Below are 22,754 nucleotides of genomic sequence, written 5' to 3' on the forward strand. Positions count from 1 at the left end.
TCAATTTGACAAACCACTTCGTTCGTTTGCATTGAACACCGTTCCGGGCTTAGTAGCAGGAGAAACCTATTCAGTACAAGTAAGTATCGAAATTGGAGGCGTGTTTGGACCATTCGGAAAAGTATGTACACTTACTACTCCTGGTTCAGCAAGAGCAACCGAAACAACAAAACCTGCATTAGCATTTAGTGCTATTGTATCACCAAATCCATTTGGAGAAAGTTTCGGATTAGAAGTTACCGCTTCAACAGAAGAAAGCATCCAAGTGAAAGTATACGATATCTTAGGTAAGTTGGTAGAAAGCAGAGAAGTGGATGCAACCACTATTTCTGAACTACAAATCGGAGCTACTTATCCATCGGGAGTGTACAATGTGATTGTATCTCAAGGTGATGAAGTAAAAACACTTCGAGTGATTAAAAGATAAACTCTTTTAGAATTAAATACTAAAACCTTCTCAATTTTGGGAAGGTTTTTTTATTGGTAGATACATCCGCTACTGTGGTCGTATTTCGCTCCAGTTACACTACTCAAAACATTAATTTCATTTCGTAGTTTCAAAACACCAAGCAAAGCAAAAATCAATGCTTCTTTGAATTCAATGGTTTTAGCATCAGGAATAGTAATGGAAATTTTAGGTAAGTGTACTTGCATGAGCTCAATCAAAAAATCATTGTAAGCGCCACCGCCCGTAATCAATAATTTTCCTTCTTTTTTGGGTAATGCGAATGCCGTTTGAATGGCAATGTGTTCAATAAAAGTATGCATTTTGTCTTTGCTATCAATCGAAAAGCGTTCTATTAATGGTAAAACTACTTCCTTTACAAACTCAAATCCCAACGATTTTGGATACGATTTTCTGTAATATTCTAAACTGTTCAATTCATTTAGCAAATCGTTATTCAAATTTCCCGAACGCGCCAACTGACCTTTATCGTCATAATTCAAACCAAAAGTATTCGCATAAAAATTCAAAACCGTATTGACAGGCGAAATATCAAAAGCAATTCGCTTTCCATTATCCTCAAAAGAAACATTCGAAAATCCACCTAAATTCAGACAATAATCGTATTCTGAAAATAAAATTCGATCACCAATCGGAACCAAAGGTGCGCCTTGTCCACCCAATTCTACATCTTGAACTCGAAAATCACAAACAGTTGTTTGATTAATAATTCTTGAAATTTTAGGTAAATTTCCAATCTGTAAAGTGAAACCATTTTGTGGTTGATGCAAAATAGTGTGTCCGTGCGAACAAACAGCATCAAGTTCAGAAATAAAGTTTTTTTCAATGAAATTATGAATGGTATTTCCCAAAAAATCAGTGTATTCTTCATTCAAAGTACTCAGCTCTTCTTTTGAAAAACCAACTGCAATCTTCAATTTGTTTAACCAATCCATTGGGTAGGAAACCGTGGTTGATTTGAGAATTTCAAACGACCATTTTTGGTTTTTTATAGTAAAATGAATGTACGCCAAGTCAATACCATCAAGCGAAGTTCCACTCATCACACCCATCACTTTATACGAATCTTTAAACATAATCTAAATTTACGAAATCGTTTGAAATTTTGTCAAAAATAGGTTACTTTTGAAGTCTCAAACAAAAAATGTACTAATTATTTTATCAAAAATATGGATTTTAATCTTACCGAAGAGCATTTAATGATTCAGCAAGCAGCCAGAGATTTTGCTCAAAACGAACTATTACCAGGTGTAATTGAAAGAGACGAACACTCAAAATTTCCAACTGAGCAAGTGAAAATGATGGCTGAATTGGGCTTTTTAGGAATGATGGTCGACCCAAAATACGGTGGCGCTGGTTTAGACAGTGTATCGTACGTTTTGGCAATGACCGAAATAGCAAAAGTTGACGCTTCTGCTGCTGTCATCATGTCGGTGAACAACTCGTTAGTTTGTGCGGGAATGGAAAAATACTGTAGCGAGGAACAAAAAATGAAATACCTTGTGCCACTTGCCAAAGGTGAAGTGATCGGAGCTTTTTGCCTTTCAGAACCTGAAGCAGGAAGTGACGCAACTTCGCAAAAAACAACAGCAATTGATAAAGGTGACCACTATTTGTTAAACGGTACCAAAAACTGGATTACCAATGGCTCAACCGCTTCAACGTATCTTGTAATTGCGCAAACGGACGTTGAAAAAGGACACAAAGGAATCAACGCATTCATAGTGGAAAAAGGATGGCCAGGTTTTGAAATCGGTCCAAAAGAAAAGAAAATGGGAATCCGCGGAAGCGATACACACTCCTTAATGTTTACGGATGTGAAAGTTCCCAAAGAAAATAGAATTGGCGAGGATGGGTTTGGTTTTAGCTTTGCAATGAATGTGCTTAACGGCGGACGCATTGGAATTGCTTCTCAAGCACTCGGAATTGCCACTGGAGCCTACGAAATCGCTTTAAAATATTCGAAAGAGAGAAAAGCATTTGGTAAAGAAATTTTCAATCACCAAGCCATTGCTTTCAAATTAGCTGATATGTACGTGAAAGTTACTGCTGCTCGTTTGTTAGTTATGAAAGCTGCTTGCGAAAAAGACGAAGGAAAAGACATCGCACACTCTGGAGCGATGGCTAAATTATATGCTTCTGAAATTGCTTTGGAAGTGGCTAACGAAGCCGTTCAAATTCACGGTGGAAACGGTTATGTGGCAGAATACCACGTTGAGCGTATGATGCGTGATTCTAAAATTACTCAGATTTATGAAGGAACTTCCGAAATTCAACGCATTGTAATATCAAGAGGATTGGTTTAATTTCCCAGAAGATATAATGTAAAAACCATTAAGATATTAGTTTCTTAATGGTTTTTCTGTTTTATAAAAATAAGGAAGTATTTTAAAATTATTTTTGACTTAATGAAAATTAATTTCTTAATGGTTTGAAAAATAAAATTTACTACATTTACCTAAACAACTTCCAATGTACGAAGAATTAAAATACTGGTATTTGCGTGATCATAAATTGTTTTGGACATTGAGTATGTCGCAAATCAAGCAACTCTGCATTATTACGGGTTTTAAAAAAGCCAAAAAAGGCGACGTAATTTATTTTTCTTCTTCGGATGTGCCACGCATATTTTTGCTCAAAAAAGGCAATATCAAAATTGTTTCTGTTGACGATGAAGGCAACGAAACCATCAAAGAAATTCTTCAGAAAGGCGATTTATTTGGCGAATTATCACTAGAAAAAGACAATGAGGTTAACGAATACGCAAAAGCACTCACCGATGAAGTATCCATTTGTAGTTTTTTGCTTTCCGATTTTGAAGATTTACTGGTTCGAAATCCCACCTTAGCTTTATCCTATACCAAATTTGTAGGGTTGAAGATGAAACGCATCAAAAATAATTACGCCAATTTAGTGTCGAAAGATGCCAAAACACGACTGATTACTTTTTTGAAAGATTGGTCCGAACGCGAAGGCAAAATAGAAGGCAATAAAGTGACTCTTGAAAACTATCTTACCCAAAACGATATTGCACAAATCATCTGTACTTCTAGACAAACAGCTACTTCATTACTCAATGAATTGGAAGAAAAGAACCTTATTTACTACACCCGTAAAGAAATCATCATCGACGATATTAATAAGTTGTAGCGAATGCAAGAATTTCAATTTTTCGTGAATTATTTTAAGCGCTATATTGATCTTACTCAAGAGGAAGAAGACTATTTGTGTTCTCTCGTTAAGGTTGTTAAAGTAAAAAAAAGGCAATACATTGTTCAACCTGATTTTGTCTGTAAATACAGAACGTATGTTGTTTCAGGAACTTTTCGTGCTTATTTAATAGGCAATGAAGGGCAAGATCATACCATCGCTTTTGCTATTGATGATTGGTGGATTTCCGATTATAACAGTTATATATTTCAACAACCTGCTACACTTTTTGTAGAATCGTTAGAGGATGGAGTTATCATTCAATTAGACTACAATGCGGAACAATTACTGAAAGAAACAAATCCAAAGTTTGAAAAATTCTTCAGAATAATAACTGAAAGATCATTTGCATTTCTTCAAAAGCGAATGTTATCCGCTTTGAGTAAAACAGCCGAAGAACGCTATGAGGAATTTGTTGAAAAATACCCGAAAGTAGTTCAACGTGTACCTCAATATGCCTTGGCGTCTTACTTGGGAATGTCAACAGAATTCCTCTCTAAAATACGAAACAAAAGAATTTCTAAGAAATCTTGAACTAGTTCAACTTAATTTCCTAATCTACTTCATTTCCCTTCTTAACGTTTCATCGCAATTTTGTCTTGTTCAAAACAATGTTTAACAAATTAAAAATTAAAACGATGAATACACAAGAAAACGAAGTAGTACACTTCACTGTTCCAACCCGTGACGAAGTTTCTGAAAACAATCAAGGCATCTTCTATATGATGACCAAAAATTTTGGTAAAGTTCCCAATTTGTATGCCACTTTTGCTTACAACGAAACAGCTTTAGGAGATTATCTCACCTTGCAAAACCGAAAAAGTACTTTAACAGCCAAAGAGAGAGAAATTATTAATTTGGTGGTAAGTCAGGTAAATGATTGTAAATATTGCGTTCCGGCTCATACTTTTATTTCTAAAATGCACGGTTTTTCTGATGAGCAAATTATTGAAATCAGAAGAGCTCAAATTTCATTCGATACCAAATACGATGCGTTATCAAAATTTGTAAAAGAAGTAGCTATTAACCGTGGCAGACCATCTGAAAAAGTGTTAACTACATTATTTAACGCAGGATACAATAAGGCTAATTTAGTCGATATTATTATGGTTGTTGGTGATAAAATCATTAGTAATTATTTTCATAATATCACTCAAATTCCAGTAGACTGGCCTGAGGTTCCGAGTTTATAATTCAGATAGAATGAATATTTCTATCCTGTAAGGAAAAGATTGGAAAGTACGGTATTTTTCAGTCTTTTCTTAAATTTCTCCTCAATTGTAAACTAGCTGACAAATACCCCAGCTCACAGTTTTTATTTTTGAAATGATAAAATTTTAAAAAGAAATTATGAAAAAGCTACTAATTGCCACTTTTGTACTTGTAATCCAGACCTTATCAGCTCAAAACGATTTGCCCAAAACGGCTTTTGATGTTTCACCATTACTTATTGGCGAAAAAATTCCAATGATGACGTTGACTTCATCAGAAAATAAAAAAATCGATTTGTCCTCCGTATTACTTGGGAAAAAAACGATTCTTGTTTTTTACCGTGGTGGATGGTGTCCGTATTGCAATGTTCAATTATCGGCTCTGTCGGAAGCCGAAAGCGAATTGCTCCTGTTAGGATATCAATTGGTAGCCGTGAGCCCAGATGCACCAAAACAATTGCAGAGCACAACCGAAAAAGAAAAACTGAAGTACACTTTATTATCCGATAGCAAAGGCGAATTTTCAAAAGCAGTGGGTATTGCTTTTCAATCACCAGAGAATTATTTACCAATTATTACGAAAGGTTCCGATGGGTTAAATCAATCTTTTCTTCCCGTGCCAACGGTTTTGATTATAGATAAAGACGGAAGCATCAAATTTGAGCACATCACACCCGATTTTAAGAATCGAATTTCATCTGAATTATTGCTCTCAGCAGCTAAGGCCTTGAAATAGAATCATTCTCTCTACTAGAAAACTTTAGTCACATTGCTGTATGGGTAATTTTCCAATCAACTGTCATGTAACTGACAAATCCAAAGAAGAGCGTGTATTAGTTTTACAAAAAAAAAGAAATTATGAAAACAAATGCAATAGTAAAATCAGTCATGTTGTTGCTCGTTATAGTGTTTACGGCATGTTCAGACGCTGTAGTTATTGATCAAAATGCGTCAAACATCACTTTGTATGTCAGCCAAAACCAAACGGTTGTGGGAGAGACAGTCACTTTTTCGGCATTTTCTAACCCATCAACTAACGTTACGCTTCAGAGTGTATTTTATGTTAATAATATCGAACTTCCATCAAATACCTACACTTTTCCTGCTGAAGGAAGCTATACCATCAAAGCTGTATATCAAAATACCACAAGTAATACAATTGAAATTAATGTTGTCAATCCACAAACGACAGTAAGTCAATTTGTACACCGCGTTTTAGTCGAAGAATATTCAGGAACATGGTGTGGAAATTGTCCGTTAATACTTTACGGAACAGAATTACTCAAACAACAAACCGATAAAGAAGTATCCGTTCAGATTCATCTTTTTGGAAATGATCCGTTTATTACTTCTCACGGAAACACGTTGGCAGAAGAGCAAAATATTAATGGAGTTCCAATGGGAAGAATCAATAGAACTCTAACTTGGTCTGCTCCACAATACCTTAATGTAAGTCAAGTTATCAATGAAATTGAATCGAGTTCTGCGGTAGGATTAGCTATTAATTCGAGTGTAACATCGGGTGTTGTTTCAATGTCGGTTGATTTAGGATTCGGAAATACGGCACTACAAACTAAATTAGTTGTGTATGTAGTGGAAGATAATTTGATTCACTCTCAATCCAATTATTCATCCAATTTGTATGGAGGTTCAAGTGTGATTCAAAATTTTGAATACGATGGTGTATTGCGATCGATTGTTACTCCAACTTCTGGTGAACCCATTGTTGCTTTAGGTGAAATAATAACAAAAGATTATTCGTTTAATTTGCCTTCATACGTGTCGAATCCAAACAACGTAAAGCTTGTGGCATTTTTAATTGACACTACCAACAATTCAGTTTTGAATGTAAGACAAGCGTCACTCGGCGAAACACAAATTTTAGAAAGTCTATGATTGTTTTGTTTTGATTGTTTCTTTAAATCCCATTTCGGTGGGATTTTTAGTAATTAATTTCTAAAATAAAAGGCAATATAAACCACCTCACAATTGCTTAATTCAGTCCTTATTTAATAAAAAAATAATAATTATGAAAACAACATTTTTAATTCTTTCGCTTTTGATTGTATTGACTTCTTGCGAAATAGAAGGCGATTTAACCAAAAACGAACTCCGATCAACCACAATTTCCGATTCATCTGAATTAAAATTTCAAGGAGTTTTTAGTCCAACTTCAGGAATCACAGTCGCTGGTGGGCCAAAAGTCTATCAAAACGGAAATCAATTTCAACTAAAATTAGATGGTTTTAGCATTTCGAGCGGACCCGATTTGAAAGTTTATTTGTCCAAATCCGATTCACCAACCGAATTTGTCAATCTCGGAAATATGGTTCCCACAGCCGTTTATTCGATTCCGCAACAAGTGAATTTGAACGAATACAAATACGTTCTCATTCACTGTCAACAGTACAATCATTTATTTGCAATCGCACTTTTAAACGAAATTTAATATGAAAAAGTTAACCGTTATTTTGACGTTATTCGTTCATTTCTTCACTTCAGCTCAAGGGTGTAGCGATGCCGGAATTTGCACCATCGGGACTGCATTTCAATCCAATGAAAAAGAACACAAAAACAGTATCGAGTTGGCTACTATTTATGGTGTCGGTGAAGCTGATGTCACTTACATTTCACCTTACATTTCCTATACTCGAAAATTCAATGAAAAAATTGCTCTTAGTGCCAAAGTTACTTTTTCCTCTGCGAATGGAAGTTTCGGAACTCGAGCTTCATTTGGAGATGCTTATTTGATAGGGAATTATACATTCAAAGAAAAAAAGAATAAACAATGGAGTGTACTTACAGGTTGGAAATTTCCTTTTACAGCGTCCAATTTGAAGATCAATGATTTCTCTTTGCCTTTGGATTATCAAGCGAGTTTAGGAACATTCGATTTGTTTTTGGGAGCCAATTTAAAGTATAAGAAATGGGATTTCAATTCGGCTTTACAAATTCCGGTTTTTAACAATAACAAGAATTCCTATTTTGTTGAATATTCTGCAACTACCGATTTTCCTTCAACGAATTTATTCGAACGAAAATCAGACGCCTTGTTTCGTACCACGTATACTTTCAAAACAAGCAAAGAAAAACTCACATTCAAACCTAATGTTTTATTCATTTATCACTTAGGCGAAGACAGCTACGAAAACATTTTTGGTCAGCGCCAAACCATAGAAAATTCGGATGGTTTAACCATCAACGGAAACTTAGTCACCAATTATCAATTAGACAAACAAAGCAGTTTAGAATTGTCACTTGCAACGCCGTTTGTAGTCAGAGAAATCCGTCCCGATGGATTAACTCGCGGCTTTGTGGCTAGTGTTCACTACCGAATTGCATTTTAATTTTCTCAATCATGAAAAAAATCATTTTTATCTTAATTGCATTACTGTCAATTACTACTCAAGCTCAAAAATCTACTGAATATAATCAAGAGAAGGGAATAGCGCTTCAAGGATTTGATCCTGTGGCGTACTTTGAAACTGCTAAAGCCCTAAAAGGCACAAAAGAATTTTCGGTCACTCACAATGGAGTAGTCTATCAATTTTCATCTGAAAAAAACAAAACCTTATTTTTGAGTAATCCGATTCAGTACGAACCCCAATATGGTGGTTATTGTGCCTACGGAATGTCAAACGGTTACAAAGCTCCAATTGAACCAGAAGCTTTTACTATTGTTGATGGTAAATTGTACTTGAATTACAATCTAAAAGTTAAGGAAATGTGGCTGAAAGAGCAGTCAGCACGAATTGAAAAGGCCAATAAAAACTGGGAAGAAGTAAAAAAATCGTAAATTTTCATTCTTTTTTCAATTAAATGTAAACTAGCAGACAAAAGCTAATTTCGAGCAGATTTATATTTGCATCATAATAATACTAAAACAATACATCATGAAAAAATTAATTCTAATTGTAGTCACTTTACTATCACTAACTACTTTCGCTCAAACTGCGACTAAAAGAGCGGCCGAATTCAATCTGGAAAAAAAAGTAGCCATTCAAGGATATGATCCAGTGGCGTACTTCAAACAGAAAAAAGCGGTAAAAGGTAAAAAAGAATTGGCCTCTACTTATGAAGGTGTAATTTACTATTTTTCTTCGCAAGCCAATAAAGATGCTTTTGCAAAAAGTCCGTCATCTTACGAGCCACAATACGGCGGCTGGTGTGCGTATGCCATGGGCGCAAATAATGAAAAAGTAGAAATTGATCCTGAAACGTTTAAAATCATCGAAGGTAAGTTGTACTTATTTTACAATGCTTATTTCAACAACACTTTAAAAAGTTGGAACAAAGACGAAACCAATCTCAAGAAAAAAGCAGATACCAATTGGGCAAAAATCATCAAGTAGAAATGACAATCAAGTTAAAAACAACAAAACATAAACAATAAACAGAAAACCATGAAAAACCCATTATTCATCTGGATTATTAAGCTGGTAGCAGTAGTCATCTTATTACAAACATTGTATTTTAAATTTACGGGTGCCGAAGAAAGTGTGTACATTTTTTCGACCTTAGGAATTGAACCTTTTGGCCGAATAGGCTCAGGTGTTGTCGAATTAATAGCGTCAATTTTGATATTAATTCCGCGTACTACATTGCTCGGAGCAATCATTGGAGCCGGAACTATGGCTGGCGCTTTACTGTCCCATTTGTTAATTTTAGGAATTGAAGTGAAAAACGATGGCGGCACACTTTTTATTTTGGCAATAATTACGTTTCTTTGTTGCTTAGTATTGATTTACAATCAAAAAGAACGAATTCCGGAATTGTTGAAATTTAGAATTTGATTGTCAGTTGAAACCGTTTGAAAAAATAAATCGTACATCATAAAGAACCATCATCGCGCCCTATGTTAATTCCGTCTATCCAGAAAACCTTAAATGAACTAACCGATTTATTATCGCAACTTTCCAATGACGATTATGCTTGTCCGTGTCACGGTTTGAGTAATGCAACTATTGGCGAACATACACGTCACATTGTTGAAATGTTTCAATGTCTTGAAAATCAATACGAAAGTGGAGTGGTGAATTACGATAAACGAAACCGCGATTACCGAATTCAAACGGACACCGATTTCGCAAAAGAAAGCATAATTGCTGTTTTAAATCAATTGGATCGACCCAATAAAAATTTACAATTGCAACAAATTGTAGATGGAGAAGAATTATTAATTGAAAGTAACTACAACCGCGAATTGTTATACAATTTAGAGCATTGCATTCACCACCAAGCCTTGATAAAAGTAGCCGTTTTACAAAACGATGCTATTGTTATTGATGAAAATTTTGGTGTGGCACGTTCTACAATTGAATACAGAAAGCAATGTGCACAGTAAGTTTTGTCTCTTCTAATGGAAAAACAATAATCACGTCCAATCGTGATGAAAAAGTACACCGTCCGAGTGCCATTGAACCCCGAAATTATCGAATCAACAATAAGAATGTTTTTTTTCCCAAAGATCAAAAAGCAGGCGGAACTTGGTATGCCGTGAATGAAAACGGAACCGTTTTGGTATTGCTCAATGGCGCTGAAGAAAAACACCAACTCAAACCATCGTATCGAAAAAGTCGCGGATTAATTGTCCTCGATTTAATCAGTTCGAATTCGGTTGTGCAAGCTTGGAACGAAATTAATCTAAACAACATCGAACCGTTTACATTAGTGCTTTTTGAAAAAGGAGCATTGCATCAGTTACGTTGGAACGAAATTGAAAAATCTACGTTGAAATTGGATGTAGACCAGAAACACATTTGGTCTTCCTCAACATTGTATCCTAAAGATATTCGCGAACACAGAGCGCAATTGTTTCATCAGTTTTTAGAGGATAAAAGCACCATTTCAAGTAACGAAATGCATCATTTTCATCGGTATACCGAAGAGCACAATGAGCAAAATGGCTTGGTCATTAACCGTAACAATGAATTAAAAACGCTCAGCATCACTCAAACAGTAATTGAAGAAAATAAAGTTGTACTTTCGCACTACGATTTACAAAATCAAAAAAACAGCGAAACAACCTTTGTTATTTGCTAATAACATTAAAATTGAACACTGAAACTTGAGACTATTTCTTCACAAACTTACCCATTGGGAATATTGGCCGTTTCAGATTGTCTATATTCCTATTTATTTTTTATGGACTTTTTACGCCATCAAAGCACGTACGATTTTCTTCTTTAACGCGTGCAATCCGACGATTAAAAACGGTGGATTCATGGCCGAAAGTAAAAAGGAAATCTATGATATTATTCCGCCACAATACTATCCTAAAACCGATTTAATTCACGAGAACATCGATTTTGAAAAGGTGATTGCCATCCTAGAAAAATCACAAATTCAGTTTCCTTTTATTGCCAAACCCGATATCGGTTTGCGCGGTTCAGCGGTGAAGAAAATCAATTCTTTAGAAGAGTTGCAATCGTATCATACCAAAGCCAATTTTGATTATTTAGTCCAAGATTTGATTCCGTACGAGAATGAAGTCGGAGTTTTCTATGTTCGTTTTCCAAATGAAGAAAAAGGTAGAATTACCGGAATAGTAGCCAAAGAATATTTGATTGTAGAAGGAAACGGAACGGCAACAATGGTTGATTTGATCAAAGCCAATCCGCGTTATGAATTGCAATTGAATGCCTTGCAACGTGAATACGGAAATCAACTGAATGAAGTGTTGAAAGCAGGCGAGAAGCGCAATTTGGTTCCGTATGGCAATCACGCTCGCGGAGCAAAATTCATCGATGCCAGTGCTCAAATATCACAGCAGTTAACCGATGTGTTCAATGAAATTTGCCTTCAAATTCCGGAGTTTTATTTCGGTCGATTGGATGTGATGTACCACAATTGGAATGAATTGGAACAAGGAAAAAACTTCTCAATTGTTGAGGTAAATGGAGCTGCAAGCGAACCTACGCACATTTACGATCCGAAGCATTCGATCTTTTTTGCATGGAAAGAATTAGCGCGACACATAACGTATATGTATCAAATTAGCGTAGCCAATCACAAGCGCGGTTTTCCGTATTTGAATCATAAAGACGGAATGAAAGAATATAAATTGCATTTGGAGCAAAGTAATAAGATTGTTAACTTTTAATGCAAAACCTCAAAAACATATTCGTCGGATTTTTAGTCAGCTTCATTGGTTCAATACCTTTGGGTTACTTAAATGTTGTAGGTTACGAAGTGTTCAAACAATTGGGTTTGAATGAAACTGTTTTCTATTTATTGGGAGTGATTTCCATCGAATGTGTGGTGATTTATTTGACGCTGATTTTTGCCAATCAATTGATGAACAACAAAAAACTCATTCAATTCATTGAAGGATTTTCGGTGATTTTTATGTTTGTTTTGGCGTATGTTTTTTATTCCAGCGCATCAAAAGAAACCACTGAAACTTCGACTTTAGAGAAATACATCAACTATTCGCCTTATGTTGTTGGTGTTATTTTGAGTTGCCTTAATTTTATTCAAATTCCGTTTTGGACGGGTTGGAATTTGTATTTGCTCAACGGCAAGTACATCGAGATTTCAAAATCACGAAAATACTTTTACGTGATTGGAACGTTAATTGGAACCTTTGCCGGAATGTTAGCACTTATTCTTTCGTTGGATTACGTTACCAATCAAACCGATTTTCTTGCCAAATATTTGATGAAAATCATCATTCCGCTTGTGTTTGTCGGCTTGGGATTGTTTCAGGCATTTTCGTTTTACAAAAAACATCTTAAACATTAGGTTAAATTATTCAAAGCATTGATTAAGTTTGTCTTTTTTCGCTGGGAAACGGGCAACGTACTTTTGTCACTCATTACTACATATCCGCCATCTTTATTGATGAAATTCACCAAATGATTCAGGTTGATAATATGCGAGTGATGGATGCGTTCAAAACCTGAATTTTCCAACAATTCTTCAAACTCTTTGAGTGTTTTGGAAAAAAGCGATTTTTTGCCATTGACAAAATAGACGCACGTATAATTACTTTCGGCACTGCATCGTAAAATAGTGTCAATTTCATACACCGAAATGCCTTCTGAAGTTTGCAAGGCGATTTTTTTTCGATCGGATTTTAATTTAAAATTGGAAATCAACGTTTCAATTTTTGCCAAATCATTATCTTTTGGATGTTCCTGTGCTTTTGCGACTGCGTCTTTTAATTCTTCAGAATCGATGGGTTTTAATAAATAATCTAAAGCACTGAATTTAATCGCTTTGATGGCATACTGACTGTAAGCAGTAGTGAAAATGATTTTGAAAGTATGCTCTTTGTAAGCCGTCAAAATGTCAAAACCCAATCCGTCAGAAAGTTGAATATCGAGAAAAATCAATTCGGGTTGCAATTGCTTTATGATTTCAATCGCTTCTTTTACTGACTTTGCTTCACCAACAATTTCTATTTGTGGGCAATGGTAGTTCAACTCCGATTTGAGAGCAGAAATGGCTTGAGCTTCGTCTTCAATAATTAGGGTTCTCATTTTACCAGTTGTATTTTAAGGGTAATGTTATGATTACTTGTGTTCCGATACTTTTTTGATGATCATCAAATTTATCAATAATTTTCATGGTCGAACGTGGATCAAATAGTTTCAATCGTTCGGTTGTAATCTCCATCGCTTTAGAATTGTGTTCCTTATTTTTTTGTTTTTTTAGTGCTGCGTCTCGACCAATTCCATCATCGTCTACACAACAAATCAGGTTCTCATCGTTCATCACAAATTCGATTTTTAGAAATCCTTTTTCTTCTTTCGGACCCAAACCATGAATAATAGCGTTTTCTACTAACGGTTGCAAAAGTAAATTCGGAATCAAAATATCTTCTTTGTTCAAATCATTACTTACAACAATGCTAAAATCAAATTTGCCTTCGTAACGAATTTGCGTGAGTTCAATGTACAGCTGCAACATGTCAATTTCATTATCAAGAGTGGTGATTTGCTCTTCACTTTCCAATAATTTGCGTAAAAGTTTTGAAAATTTCGAAATATAAGTACTTGCGTTAATGTAATTTCCTTCGGTGTAATAACCTTTAATTGTATTGAGAGCATTAAAGATAAAATGCGGATTCATTTGCATTCGCAACGCTTTTTGCTCCAATTCGACCATTTGTTTTTCTAGGTTGGCTTTGTCTCGTTCAATTTGAATGGTTTTCTTTTCTTCTTCAAAACGCTTTTGTTGTTTTTTCAAACGGTTTTTGACGAAAAAATAAATTCCAGATAATAGAAGAAACGTTACTAAAAGCAAGAACCAAAGCTTTTGCCAAAACGGTGGTAAAATTTCAAAGGAAATGGTCTGAGTTTTACTTTTGATTCCGAATCCGTTCGAGCAATACACACTAAAAGTATACTTTCCTGGCGACAACGATTTGTAATTGATTTGCGTTTCATTGCTCGCTGACCAATCTGATTTTGAGTTAAGACGATAATAATAAGTGAGATTACCTTGATTGATGTATGAAATTCCGCCATACTGTATACTGATGTCGCTATTGTCATAAGAGAATTGAGGCTTTTTGTCACTAATAATTTTATTGTTGTTTTTTAGGTGAATAATTTGGCATTTCGGAATGCTTTTTTTCGCTTCAATGTCTTTTAAATTAAAGTAAAGTAATCCGTTGTCAGTGGCCAAATAAATCAAATTGTTGTGGAATTCGATATCATTTATCTTCTTATTTTTGATGCCCAAAAAAGAGTTTAAATTTCGTACTTTAAAGGCATTTCCTTCAATACTCAAAGAGTTCAAACCGTTGTTGGTTCCGATAAGGTAATAATTAGGAGCAATTTTTTTTATGGTATTGCAAATCGTACTGTTGAATCCGATGGTGGAGTTTAATTTTTGTATGACGGAATTGTTTTTTATGGCAATGATTCCCTTTGAACTTGAAGCGACGATCAGTGTTTTTGCTTCTTTATCGTACAACAAATCCTTAATTGATGTTTCTAATTTTGGACTTCGATTTCCCCAAAACACCACCGAATCTTCTTTGGAATAGCTGTACAATCCGTAGTTGGTTCCAATCCAAATTGTATTTTCTCCTTTCGAAAGTACCGTTCCTCTTTTCTTAATTAAAATGTAAGGAGAAAAATTATGAATGTCAATTTCGTCAATGTTTTTAGCAGAAAATTTGAATGTAGAAGTAGAACCAATAAAGATAGTTCCATCGTCAATTAATACATCATCGCCACTAAAACCACAGTTTTTTTTGACTCCTTTTGAATCAATTTTTACAATTTCAAGTTTACTGATGATGTACGTTTCATTGTTAAAAAAACGAATATTGGTAATTTGATCAACCCGATTCGGATTGTCGGATAAAATGATGTTTTTAGTAAATGACTTTCCTTTTTTTACATAATAATCATTTCGGTCACTGCCAAGCCAAATTTCATCTCCTTTGATACTGATGCAATTTATTTTAAGGTTGTTATTTTCAGCACTGATTTTGTCCACAAAAACCTCGAAGGATGGCACATAAATGACTCCATTTTTCAAGGTAGTCAGCCAATAACCGCCTTCAAAATCTTGAAGTAAACCGGAAACAGCGTAATTTTCAAAGAACTGCTTTTTAAGTACATTATTTTCAAATAAAAAAAGACCTGAACGGCTGCAAACCCATATTTTATTTTTTTGAATTAATATGTTGATGATTTCGATTTTCTCAGGAATTTCAGCAATTTTTCTGAAGTTATTATCCGAATCAATCTCAAAGAGTTTGTTGGTTTCACTAAAGTAGGTAACTCCGTCTTGATGGTACGTTCGGAAGTATTCACCCGAAGATTTATAAAGTATTTTTTTATTCTGAGTAAGGTTGACAATTCCTTTTCCGTGAAGAATATTTGTCCCGGTTGTATTGAGCCAAATTCCGTTTATGGAAGAAAATGAACTGAATTTTTTTACTACACGATCATCAGGTAAAACCGTTGCGATATAACCATCGCGAAAAGCAAAATGTAAATTGTTTTGATGATCTTGAAACAAATCTACCATCAAACTTGTTCCCGCAATTCTTCTGATTAAGGCAGAATTTTTTTCGTTGTAAAAAACGCCTTTGTAAAGGTAGGATGGTTTTCCGTTGAGGGTTAAAAGCCAAGTTCTTCCCTTGAAATCGGTTTTCATCTGAAACACTTCATTGTCAGTCAAACCATTGTTGGTGTTGTAAACGGTAAAAAAACGACTGTCGTACTTCACTAATCCTGAATCGGTGCAAAACCATAACAACCCTTCTTTGTCTTGAGAAACAGAATATACCATTGAAGTCGGAAATCCATCATTAGTAGAATAATTGATGTAAAAAGGTTCTTGTGCCAAAAGAATTTGGCAGGACAGAAATACCACTATGAGATGAATTTTTTGCACTCTTTTCTAAAGATTAAAGTAAAAGTATTAATAATAAAATTACAAAATAGTAAAACCAATTGCACTTATGAATTATTCAAAATCACTTATGCTTCTTTTGGTGTCAGTTACTAATTATTTTACATCGTTTGTGTTTTCTAAACTATTGATTTTAGTTATTGAATTAATTTTGAATAAGCACTGATGCGAAGTATACAATGCATAACTCAGTAATGATATGATTTCGTTCATTGCGTAAATCCTTATTTCTGAAGGAGACATAAAAATATAAAGAATAGTAATGAAGCTACTCTTATTGACTTTACACAAGTACCGATTAGAAATTTTAATTTTTGCGATTTATTTCGCAATTGGTATCGTAATAATCACGTTTTTTTAATTTTAGTTTGTTGGGTAATCCCGAAATTTCTTTCGGGATTTTTTATTTCCTATTTTTACCAAAAAATCAATACTTTTAACGGATGAAAAACATCATCATAACAGGAACTTCGCGTGGAATTGGCTATGAATTGGCATTGCAATTTGCTCAATCAGGTCATCAAGTTCTTGCCATTTCCAGAAAAACGCCTCAAGAATTAATTGAGAATCCCAATATAACTTGTTTGGCTATTGATATTTCGAATACAGACGAACTAGTTCAGGTGGAAAATTTCATTACTCAAACTTGGAAAAAAGTGGATGTTGTGATTCATAATGCTGGAAGTTTATTGCATAAACCGTTTACTCAAATCACTTCAGAAGAATTTCAAAACGTCTATAAAGTGAATGTTTTTGCTGTGGCCGAATTGACCAAAATTTGCATTCCGTTTTTATCAAAAGGCAGTCATGTAGTTTCGATAAGTTCGATGGGTGGCATTCAAGGAAGTATGAAATTCGCTGGACTTTCAGCATACAGTTCCAGCAAAGGTGCGTTAATTACCTTGTCCGAATTGTTGGCTGAAGAATATAAAGAACAAGGAATTGCGTTCAACGTTTTGGCATTAGGTGCGGTTCAAACCGAAATGCTCCAAGAAGCGTTTCCGGGTTATCAAGCACCCATTTCAGCCAAAGCAATGGCCGATTATATTTTCAATTTTGCCTTGACAGGAAATCAATTCTACAACGGAAAAATCCTTCAGGTTTCTAGTTCAACGCCATAGTTTTGAGTGAGGTTTTAATTAAATATTTGCCCGAACACGCTGTTCATTCTTGTTTTGAACTCATCAAAACCAATTCGGTGCATTTAAAGATTGTCAACGAACGTCAGACGCGTCATGGTGATTACCGAAGAGCATTGAATGGTAAACACGAAATTACGGTTAATGCCAATTTGAACAAGTACCGATTTCTAATTACTTTGGTTCACGAAATTGCTCATTTGGTGGCGTATGAAAAGTACGGCCGATTGATTAAGCCGCACGGCAACGAATGGAAAATGACGTTTCAACGCTTGATGATTCCCTTCATTCGTCCTGAAATTTTTCCGCATTCAGTTTTGCCTTTAGTAGCCAATCATTTCCGAAATCCAACTGCGAGCAGTGATACCGATGCACGATTGGCCTTTGCTTTAAAGCAATTTGACGAACGGAAAACCGATATCCACTTCATACACGAAGTACCAAGTGGTAGTTTGTTCCGAATCAAAAACGGACGTATTTTTCAGAAAAAAGGACTTCGAGTAAAACGCTACGAATGTTTGGAAATCAAAACAGGTAAGGTGTACTTGTTCAATGCAAATGCAGAAGTAGAGATAATTCCGGGCTAGAAAAGGAAAATTAATTGTTTGGTTTCTTCAATGGATTACTGCGAATTATAAATATATTTGCATCACTAATAAAAAAAGAAGTTACTCTCCTGATAGCTATCGGGACTCAGTAACTCAGCAACTAAAAATGAACAAGAATTATTACGCAATTATAATGGCGGGTGGAGTTGGATCTCGATTTTGGCCTGTTTCTACAACCGAATTTCCAAAGCAATTTCACGATATGTTAGGCGCAGGAAGTACGTTGATACAAAAGACATTCAGTCGTTTATCAAAATTAGTTCCAGCCGAAAACATTTTGGTGCTGACCAACGAGCGTTACAATGACATCGTTTTAGAACAATTGCCGTTGTTGAAGCCTGAACAAGTGCTATTAGAACCCGCCATGCGGAATACAGCACCTTGTATTTTATATGCTTCGCTCAAAATTCAAAAGCAAAATTCAGATGCCGTTATGGTGGTTGCCCCCAGCGATCACTGGATTGAAGATGAAGTGGCATTTGCCGAAAATTTAAAATCGTGTTTTGATTATTGTGCCACTGAAAATGCGTTGATGACCTTGGGAATTCAACCTACATTTCCGAATACGGGTTTTGGTTATATTGAATACGATAAAGCCGATTCGAACGCCATCAAAAAAGTGAATCAATTTCGTGAAAAACCCAATTATGAAACCGCGAAATCGTTTTTAGAAGCGGGAAATTTTTTATGGAATGGCGGAATTTTCATCTGGAGTGCCAAGTCGATTACAGCAGCGTTTGAAAAATTTCAACCTCAGATGAATGCTCTGTTCTTACAAGGTTACGAAGCGTACAATACTGATTTAGAAAAGCAATTCATTACCGATCATTACGATAAAGCCGAAAATATTTCGATTGATTATGCTGTAATGGAAAAAGCAACCAATGTCTATGTTTTACCAGCTACTTTTGATTGGAACGACCTTGGAACTTGGGGACAATTGCACGACAAAATCGAAAAAGACGAAAACAACAACGGCGTAATTAATGCGAAAGTTATTTTGGAAAATGCTTCCAATAACATTGTTCGTTCGGATGCTGATAAGATTATTGTAATTGATGGTTTACACGATTACATTATTGTTGATAAAGAAGGTGTCTTGCTAATTTACCCAAAAAGCAAAGAACAAGACATCAAACGCATTACTTCTTTGGCGAATAATCTGTAGTTTTCAAAAAAATAATTATCTTCACGGTACTATTTTGATTTTTTAAGTTAAAATAGAAAAATTGCTGCTATGAAAATAAGACTAAAATTTGTTTTGGTTTTGTTGCTGTTTTTCCATTTAGGGTATTCTCAATTGTCAAATTTTAACCTAAATGTAACTGCTACCAACGAAACCTGTCCAAACAATGGTGCTTTGAATTTTGATGTGTCGAACACAGTTCCCGGCTCAACCATTGTGTATTCGATTTACCTTTTTCCCAATCTTACAACTCCGATTTCTGTTTTGAGTGCCAATTCATTATCCGGTTTAGGCGCAGGAACGTATCGAGTGGTTGCTACACAGAGTTTGGGTAACCAAAGCGGAACCCAATTTCAAGACGCTATTATTGAAGATGATGTAATCGATTTGACGTACCAAGTCACGAGTCAAAAAGAAATTTGTGGTTCTGATGGTGTGATTACTGTAACCGAAATAACAGGAGATGCTGTTCAATTTGAACTCTTTTCAGGTCCAGAAATACGACCCTTACAATCATCCAATATTTTTACAGGTTTACCCGCAGGAACCTACCAAGTTCGTGCTTTTGACGCTTGTGAAGAAGGAGTTGTGCAAACCCATACTGTTCAGAGTGCGAGTCCAGCCTTAGAATTTGAATTGATAACACCAGCAGCTGTTGGATGTACAAATGTTTCAATTGGTTTTGGTTTTAATTTAGTTTCACCAACTGGAATTATTAAATATCCATTGCAAATTCAAACTACAGTGTATCCGCCAACAGGAGGAACAGTAGTAACCAATTCAACCTTGAATTCGGGAAATCAATTCTCAACAACTGTTCAGCTTTATTCCCAACAACCGTATAATTATTCTTTTACAATTGTTGATGGCTGTGGAATATCCTATACATTAAATGGTACTATTAACAATTTATCGACCAATGTATTTTATACTCTTTTGAATGTCAGTTGTACTACAAAAATCATAAGATTTAACAATGTTAGCGCTTTAGAACTCATTTCTGCACCTGCAGGCTATCCGAATGCATTACCTGAAAATTTGACTTCTCAGATCGTTTTGGGTGGTTATGTGAGTCAGCCATTACCTGTTGGGACTTATGTTTTTAACGCTACAGGTTTGTGTGGTGGACAAGGAACCTATACCGTTCAAATTCAATCACAAGACTTTCCTCCGTATTCATTTGTTTACGGATTGACTTGTAATCAAGGATCGTTGGCTTTTTATAATGTTACACAAATTGTATTGGTTTCGGCTCCTCCAAGTTATGTTGGGAATCTGCCGTATGATTTTACAGCAACAATTAATAATGCTAATGTTGCTGTGTTGGAGAATTTACCTGCTGGCACGTATGTTTTTAATGTGGTGGATGTATGTTTGAATCCATCTACAATTACTGCAACTATAAACCCTGTGAATCTTCCGCCAACTTTTGAAGTATTGAAAAGTTGTATTAATGATAAGGGAAGTTTAAAAATTATCGGAGCAGGTCAGATGAATTCGGTGCAACTCATTGCTGCTCCTAGCGAGTATGTTGGTGCTCTTCCTCAAAATTTTACATCGTTAATCATTTCTAATAATCAATTTACATTGAATAATTTGCCTTCAGGGAATTATGTTTTTACAGTAACTAATGCCTGCGATGCTCCAAGTACAATTGCCATTACTATACCTGATTATCAAGAAGTAATCTCCATTCAAGAAACACCCAACTGCGGGTCATTTGACGTACAAGTTCAATATTCGGATAATTCTACCAGTGTAAATACGTTTTGGTTGCAGAAGTTTTATCCTTTATCCAATTCTTGGGGACATCCTGGAACCGGAGTTTTGTATACTAATGGAGACAATCCAACACCGTTGAATTCTTATTTATTACCCAATAATGCTACGACTTACAATCTGACATTTACGGGGCAATTCAGAGTGATAAAAAAGCACCAGCAATTTGAAACAGGAAATAGCCTTCCTCAAAATTGTTTGCAAGTGCTTCACGAATTTGAATACGATGGTCAGCCCGATATTATTGATATTTACAGTATTTCATGCAATACAACATTTGAAGTTGTGGTTAATGCAGTTGGTCTCGGACCTTTATTGTATCGGATTACATTAAAGAACGGCCAACCATTTCTGGTACAAAACGGAACATCAAATTTGTTTACCGGATTGGCAGCAGCAGTCTATAATTTTCAGGTAGAAGACGTTTGTGGCAATATTTTGAATAGCTCATTTGAAGTTAATATTCCCAATCCGCTCGAAATCACTCCATCAACCATTTGTCAAGGTCAACCGGTATCATTGAGTGTTCCAAACTTTGATTTTTTACAGTATCAATGGTGGAAAGGAACCAATTCAAGTACGATTTTAAGTACAACAAATACACTGGTTTTCAACCCTTTTAATGCCGCAATTGATACAGGAACCTATTATGTTAGTATCGTTTACAACGGAAATCCAAATTCGTGTTTGAATTCGGTTTTGAGTTTTACCATTAGTTCAGAAGGATTCAATCCGCAAGCCGGAAATGATGTTTCACTTTCGTATTGTGGAAATCAAGGAACAATTGATTTGTTTTCGCTGCTTCAAGGAAATTTTACCACAGATGGAACTTGGCAGGAAGTAACTACAAGCGGAATGTTGAGTGGATCAAGTTGGGATTCATCAACAGTTTTACCCGGAACATATCAATTTGCCTATAGAGTTGAAGGGAATTGCGATTTGTTTGATGAATCATTGATAATTATCGAAATTAAGCCTATTCCCGATGTTCCTGTAGCTTCTGTTGATCCTATTTTGTGCCATGGACAACAGTTGAATTTATTTGCTTCTTCAATTTCTAATGCGTCTTATGTTTGGTCTGGACCTAATAATTTTTCATCTACGCAGCAAAATCCACAAATTAATTCTATTTCTTCCGCACAAAATGGAATTTATTCTGTTAAAGCGATTGTCAATGGTTGCGAATCGGGTTCGTCATCAATAGAAGTGATTGTAAATCCGTTGCCCGAATTTGAATTAGAGAAAGCCTGCGTTGCTTCCCGTTTTTTATTGACGGCTATAGTAGTGAATGATTCTTTTGACGAGACTTTAGCCACTTTTAATTGGACTGGACCTAACGGATTTAATGAAACTGGAAATCCAATTGATATTACCGGAAATGAAGTGGGTGATTATACGGTTGAAGTTATCAATGTTACTGGTTGTCTGGATTCAAAAACAATAACCGTTTTAGGAACATATTGTGAAATTCCCAACGTGATTACTCCTAATAATGACGGATTCAACGATACTTTTGATTTATCAGGATTTGATGTAGCCAAATTGGAAATCTACAACCGCTACGGAAGAAAAGTTTATGAAAAAGAAAACTATTTAAAGGATTGGTACGGTCAAAATAATAACGAAGGATTATTGCCCGAATCAACTTACTACTTTTTACTAACGCTGAATGATGGTACTACAAAGACAGGTTGGGTTTTGGTTTCTGGAGTGAAGTGAATTAGTTTTCAGAACATTAAGTTTTTTTGTACATTTATGAAATCTTATTTGTTGTCT

At 35.3% G+C, this 22,754-nt stretch carries 23 protein-coding genes; 20 read left to right on the forward strand and 3 right to left on the reverse strand.

The window, feature by feature from the left end; all coding sequences use genetic code 11:
• The coding region (locus tag VK161_RS10665) for a T9SS type A sorting domain-containing protein (protein WP_324214771.1) at positions 1–427 on the forward strand (427 nt) is incomplete at its 5' end.
• 50 nt (positions 428–477) lie between these two features.
• On the opposite strand, the gene VK161_RS10670 is transcribed toward VK161_RS10665, so the two are convergent.
• A complete protein-coding gene (locus VK161_RS10670; protein ID WP_324214772.1) occupies positions 478–1,542 on the reverse strand; it encodes an anhydro-N-acetylmuramic acid kinase in 1,065 nt (354 codons plus the stop codon).
• A gap of 93 nt (positions 1,543–1,635) precedes the next feature.
• Between VK161_RS10670 and VK161_RS10675 the strand changes: the two genes are divergently transcribed.
• From VK161_RS10675 to VK161_RS10745, 15 genes are all read left to right on the forward strand, one after another.
• Positions 1,636–2,772, forward strand: a complete 1,137-nt coding sequence (locus VK161_RS10675; RefSeq protein WP_324214773.1) for an acyl-CoA dehydrogenase — start codon at positions 1,636–1,638, stop codon at positions 2,770–2,772.
• Between the two features lie 166 nt (positions 2,773–2,938).
• Positions 2,939–3,616, forward strand: coding sequence for a Crp/Fnr family transcriptional regulator (locus VK161_RS10680; RefSeq protein ID WP_324214774.1), 678 nt, complete (start codon positions 2,939–2,941; stop codon positions 3,614–3,616).
• A 3-nt stretch (positions 3,617–3,619) separates the two neighbouring features.
• A complete protein-coding gene (locus VK161_RS10685; protein WP_324214775.1) occupies positions 3,620–4,210 on the forward strand; it encodes a Crp/Fnr family transcriptional regulator in 591 nt (196 codons plus the stop codon).
• Between the two features lie 104 nt (positions 4,211–4,314).
• Positions 4,315–4,869 (forward strand): carboxymuconolactone decarboxylase family protein, encoded by a 555-nt coding sequence (locus VK161_RS10690; protein ID WP_324214776.1) that lies wholly within the window; start codon positions 4,315–4,317, stop codon positions 4,867–4,869.
• A 157-nt stretch (positions 4,870–5,026) separates the two neighbouring features.
• The gene (locus VK161_RS10695) at positions 5,027–5,623 is read left to right on the forward strand and encodes a peroxiredoxin-like family protein (protein WP_324214777.1); all 597 of its coding nucleotides are present in this window, start codon (positions 5,027–5,029) and stop codon (positions 5,621–5,623) included.
• Between the two features lie 122 nt (positions 5,624–5,745).
• Positions 5,746–6,783, forward strand: coding sequence for an Omp28-related outer membrane protein (locus tag VK161_RS10700; protein WP_324214778.1), 1,038 nt, complete (start codon positions 5,746–5,748; stop codon positions 6,781–6,783).
• A 133-nt stretch (positions 6,784–6,916) separates the two neighbouring features.
• Positions 6,917–7,336: a DM13 domain-containing protein gene (locus VK161_RS10705; RefSeq protein WP_324214779.1), complete on the forward strand. Its 420-nt coding sequence runs from the start codon at positions 6,917–6,919 to the stop codon at positions 7,334–7,336.
• 1 nt (position 7,337) lies between these two features.
• On the forward strand, positions 7,338–8,234 hold the full coding sequence (locus VK161_RS10710) for a hypothetical protein (RefSeq protein ID WP_324214780.1): 897 nt from the start codon (positions 7,338–7,340) through the stop codon (positions 8,232–8,234).
• An 11-nt stretch (positions 8,235–8,245) separates the two neighbouring features.
• The gene (locus VK161_RS10715; protein WP_324214781.1) at positions 8,246–8,683 is read left to right on the forward strand and encodes a YHS domain-containing (seleno)protein; all 438 of its coding nucleotides are present in this window, start codon (positions 8,246–8,248) and stop codon (positions 8,681–8,683) included.
• A 97-nt stretch (positions 8,684–8,780) separates the two neighbouring features.
• Complete coding sequence (locus tag VK161_RS10720; RefSeq protein ID WP_324214782.1) at positions 8,781–9,239, forward strand: YHS domain-containing (seleno)protein; 459 nt, start codon at positions 8,781–8,783, stop codon at positions 9,237–9,239.
• 51 nt (positions 9,240–9,290) lie between these two features.
• The gene (locus tag VK161_RS10725; protein ID WP_324214783.1) at positions 9,291–9,680 is read left to right on the forward strand and encodes a DoxX family protein; all 390 of its coding nucleotides are present in this window, start codon (positions 9,291–9,293) and stop codon (positions 9,678–9,680) included.
• A 62-nt stretch (positions 9,681–9,742) separates the two neighbouring features.
• Positions 9,743–10,231 carry a DinB family protein gene (locus VK161_RS10730; RefSeq protein WP_324214784.1) on the forward strand — a complete coding sequence of 163 codons (489 nt, stop codon included), beginning with the start codon at positions 9,743–9,745 and terminating at the stop codon, positions 10,229–10,231.
• The gene (locus VK161_RS10735; RefSeq protein ID WP_324214785.1) at positions 10,219–10,929 is read left to right on the forward strand and encodes an NRDE family protein; all 711 of its coding nucleotides are present in this window, start codon (positions 10,219–10,221) and stop codon (positions 10,927–10,929) included. The genes VK161_RS10730 and VK161_RS10735 overlap by 13 nt, the downstream gene beginning before the upstream one ends.
• A gap of 25 nt (positions 10,930–10,954) precedes the next feature.
• Positions 10,955–11,989: a D-alanine--D-alanine ligase gene (locus tag VK161_RS10740; protein WP_324214786.1), complete on the forward strand. Its 1,035-nt coding sequence runs from the start codon at positions 10,955–10,957 to the stop codon at positions 11,987–11,989.
• Complete coding sequence (locus tag VK161_RS10745; protein ID WP_324214787.1) at positions 11,989–12,630, forward strand: hypothetical protein; 642 nt, start codon at positions 11,989–11,991, stop codon at positions 12,628–12,630. The genes VK161_RS10740 and VK161_RS10745 overlap by 1 nt, the downstream gene beginning before the upstream one ends.
• On the opposite strand, the gene VK161_RS10750 is transcribed toward VK161_RS10745, so the two are convergent.
• Positions 12,627–13,370, reverse strand: coding sequence for a LytTR family DNA-binding domain-containing protein (locus VK161_RS10750; protein ID WP_324214788.1), 744 nt, complete (start codon positions 13,368–13,370; stop codon positions 12,627–12,629). The genes VK161_RS10745 and VK161_RS10750 overlap by 4 nt on opposite strands.
• Before the next feature lies 1 nt (position 13,371).
• A complete protein-coding gene (locus VK161_RS10755; protein WP_324214789.1) occupies positions 13,372–16,248 on the reverse strand; it encodes a sensor histidine kinase in 2,877 nt (958 codons plus the stop codon).
• A gap of 461 nt (positions 16,249–16,709) precedes the next feature.
• Between VK161_RS10755 and VK161_RS10760 the strand changes: the two genes are divergently transcribed.
• The 4 genes from VK161_RS10760 (at position 16,710) to VK161_RS10775 (ending at position 22,697) form a co-directional block, all read left to right on the forward strand.
• Positions 16,710–17,387 (forward strand): SDR family NAD(P)-dependent oxidoreductase, encoded by a 678-nt coding sequence (locus VK161_RS10760; protein ID WP_324214790.1) that lies wholly within the window; start codon positions 16,710–16,712, stop codon positions 17,385–17,387.
• Positions 17,388–17,389: 2 nt separating this feature from the next.
• Positions 17,390–17,992, forward strand: a complete 603-nt coding sequence (locus VK161_RS10765; RefSeq protein WP_324214791.1) for a SprT-like domain-containing protein — start codon at positions 17,390–17,392, stop codon at positions 17,990–17,992.
• Between the two features lie 127 nt (positions 17,993–18,119).
• Positions 18,120–19,181, forward strand: coding sequence for a mannose-1-phosphate guanylyltransferase (locus VK161_RS10770; RefSeq protein ID WP_324214792.1), 1,062 nt, complete (start codon positions 18,120–18,122; stop codon positions 19,179–19,181).
• A gap of 69 nt (positions 19,182–19,250) precedes the next feature.
• Entirely contained in the window at positions 19,251–22,697 is a 3,447-nt protein-coding gene (locus tag VK161_RS10775) for a gliding motility-associated C-terminal domain-containing protein (protein ID WP_324214793.1), read from the forward strand.
• Positions 22,698–22,754 lie beyond the last annotated feature (57 nt).

The organism is Flavobacterium sp., from assembly GCF_035299245.1.
GTDB lineage: Bacteria > Bacteroidota > Bacteroidia > Flavobacteriales > Flavobacteriaceae > Flavobacterium.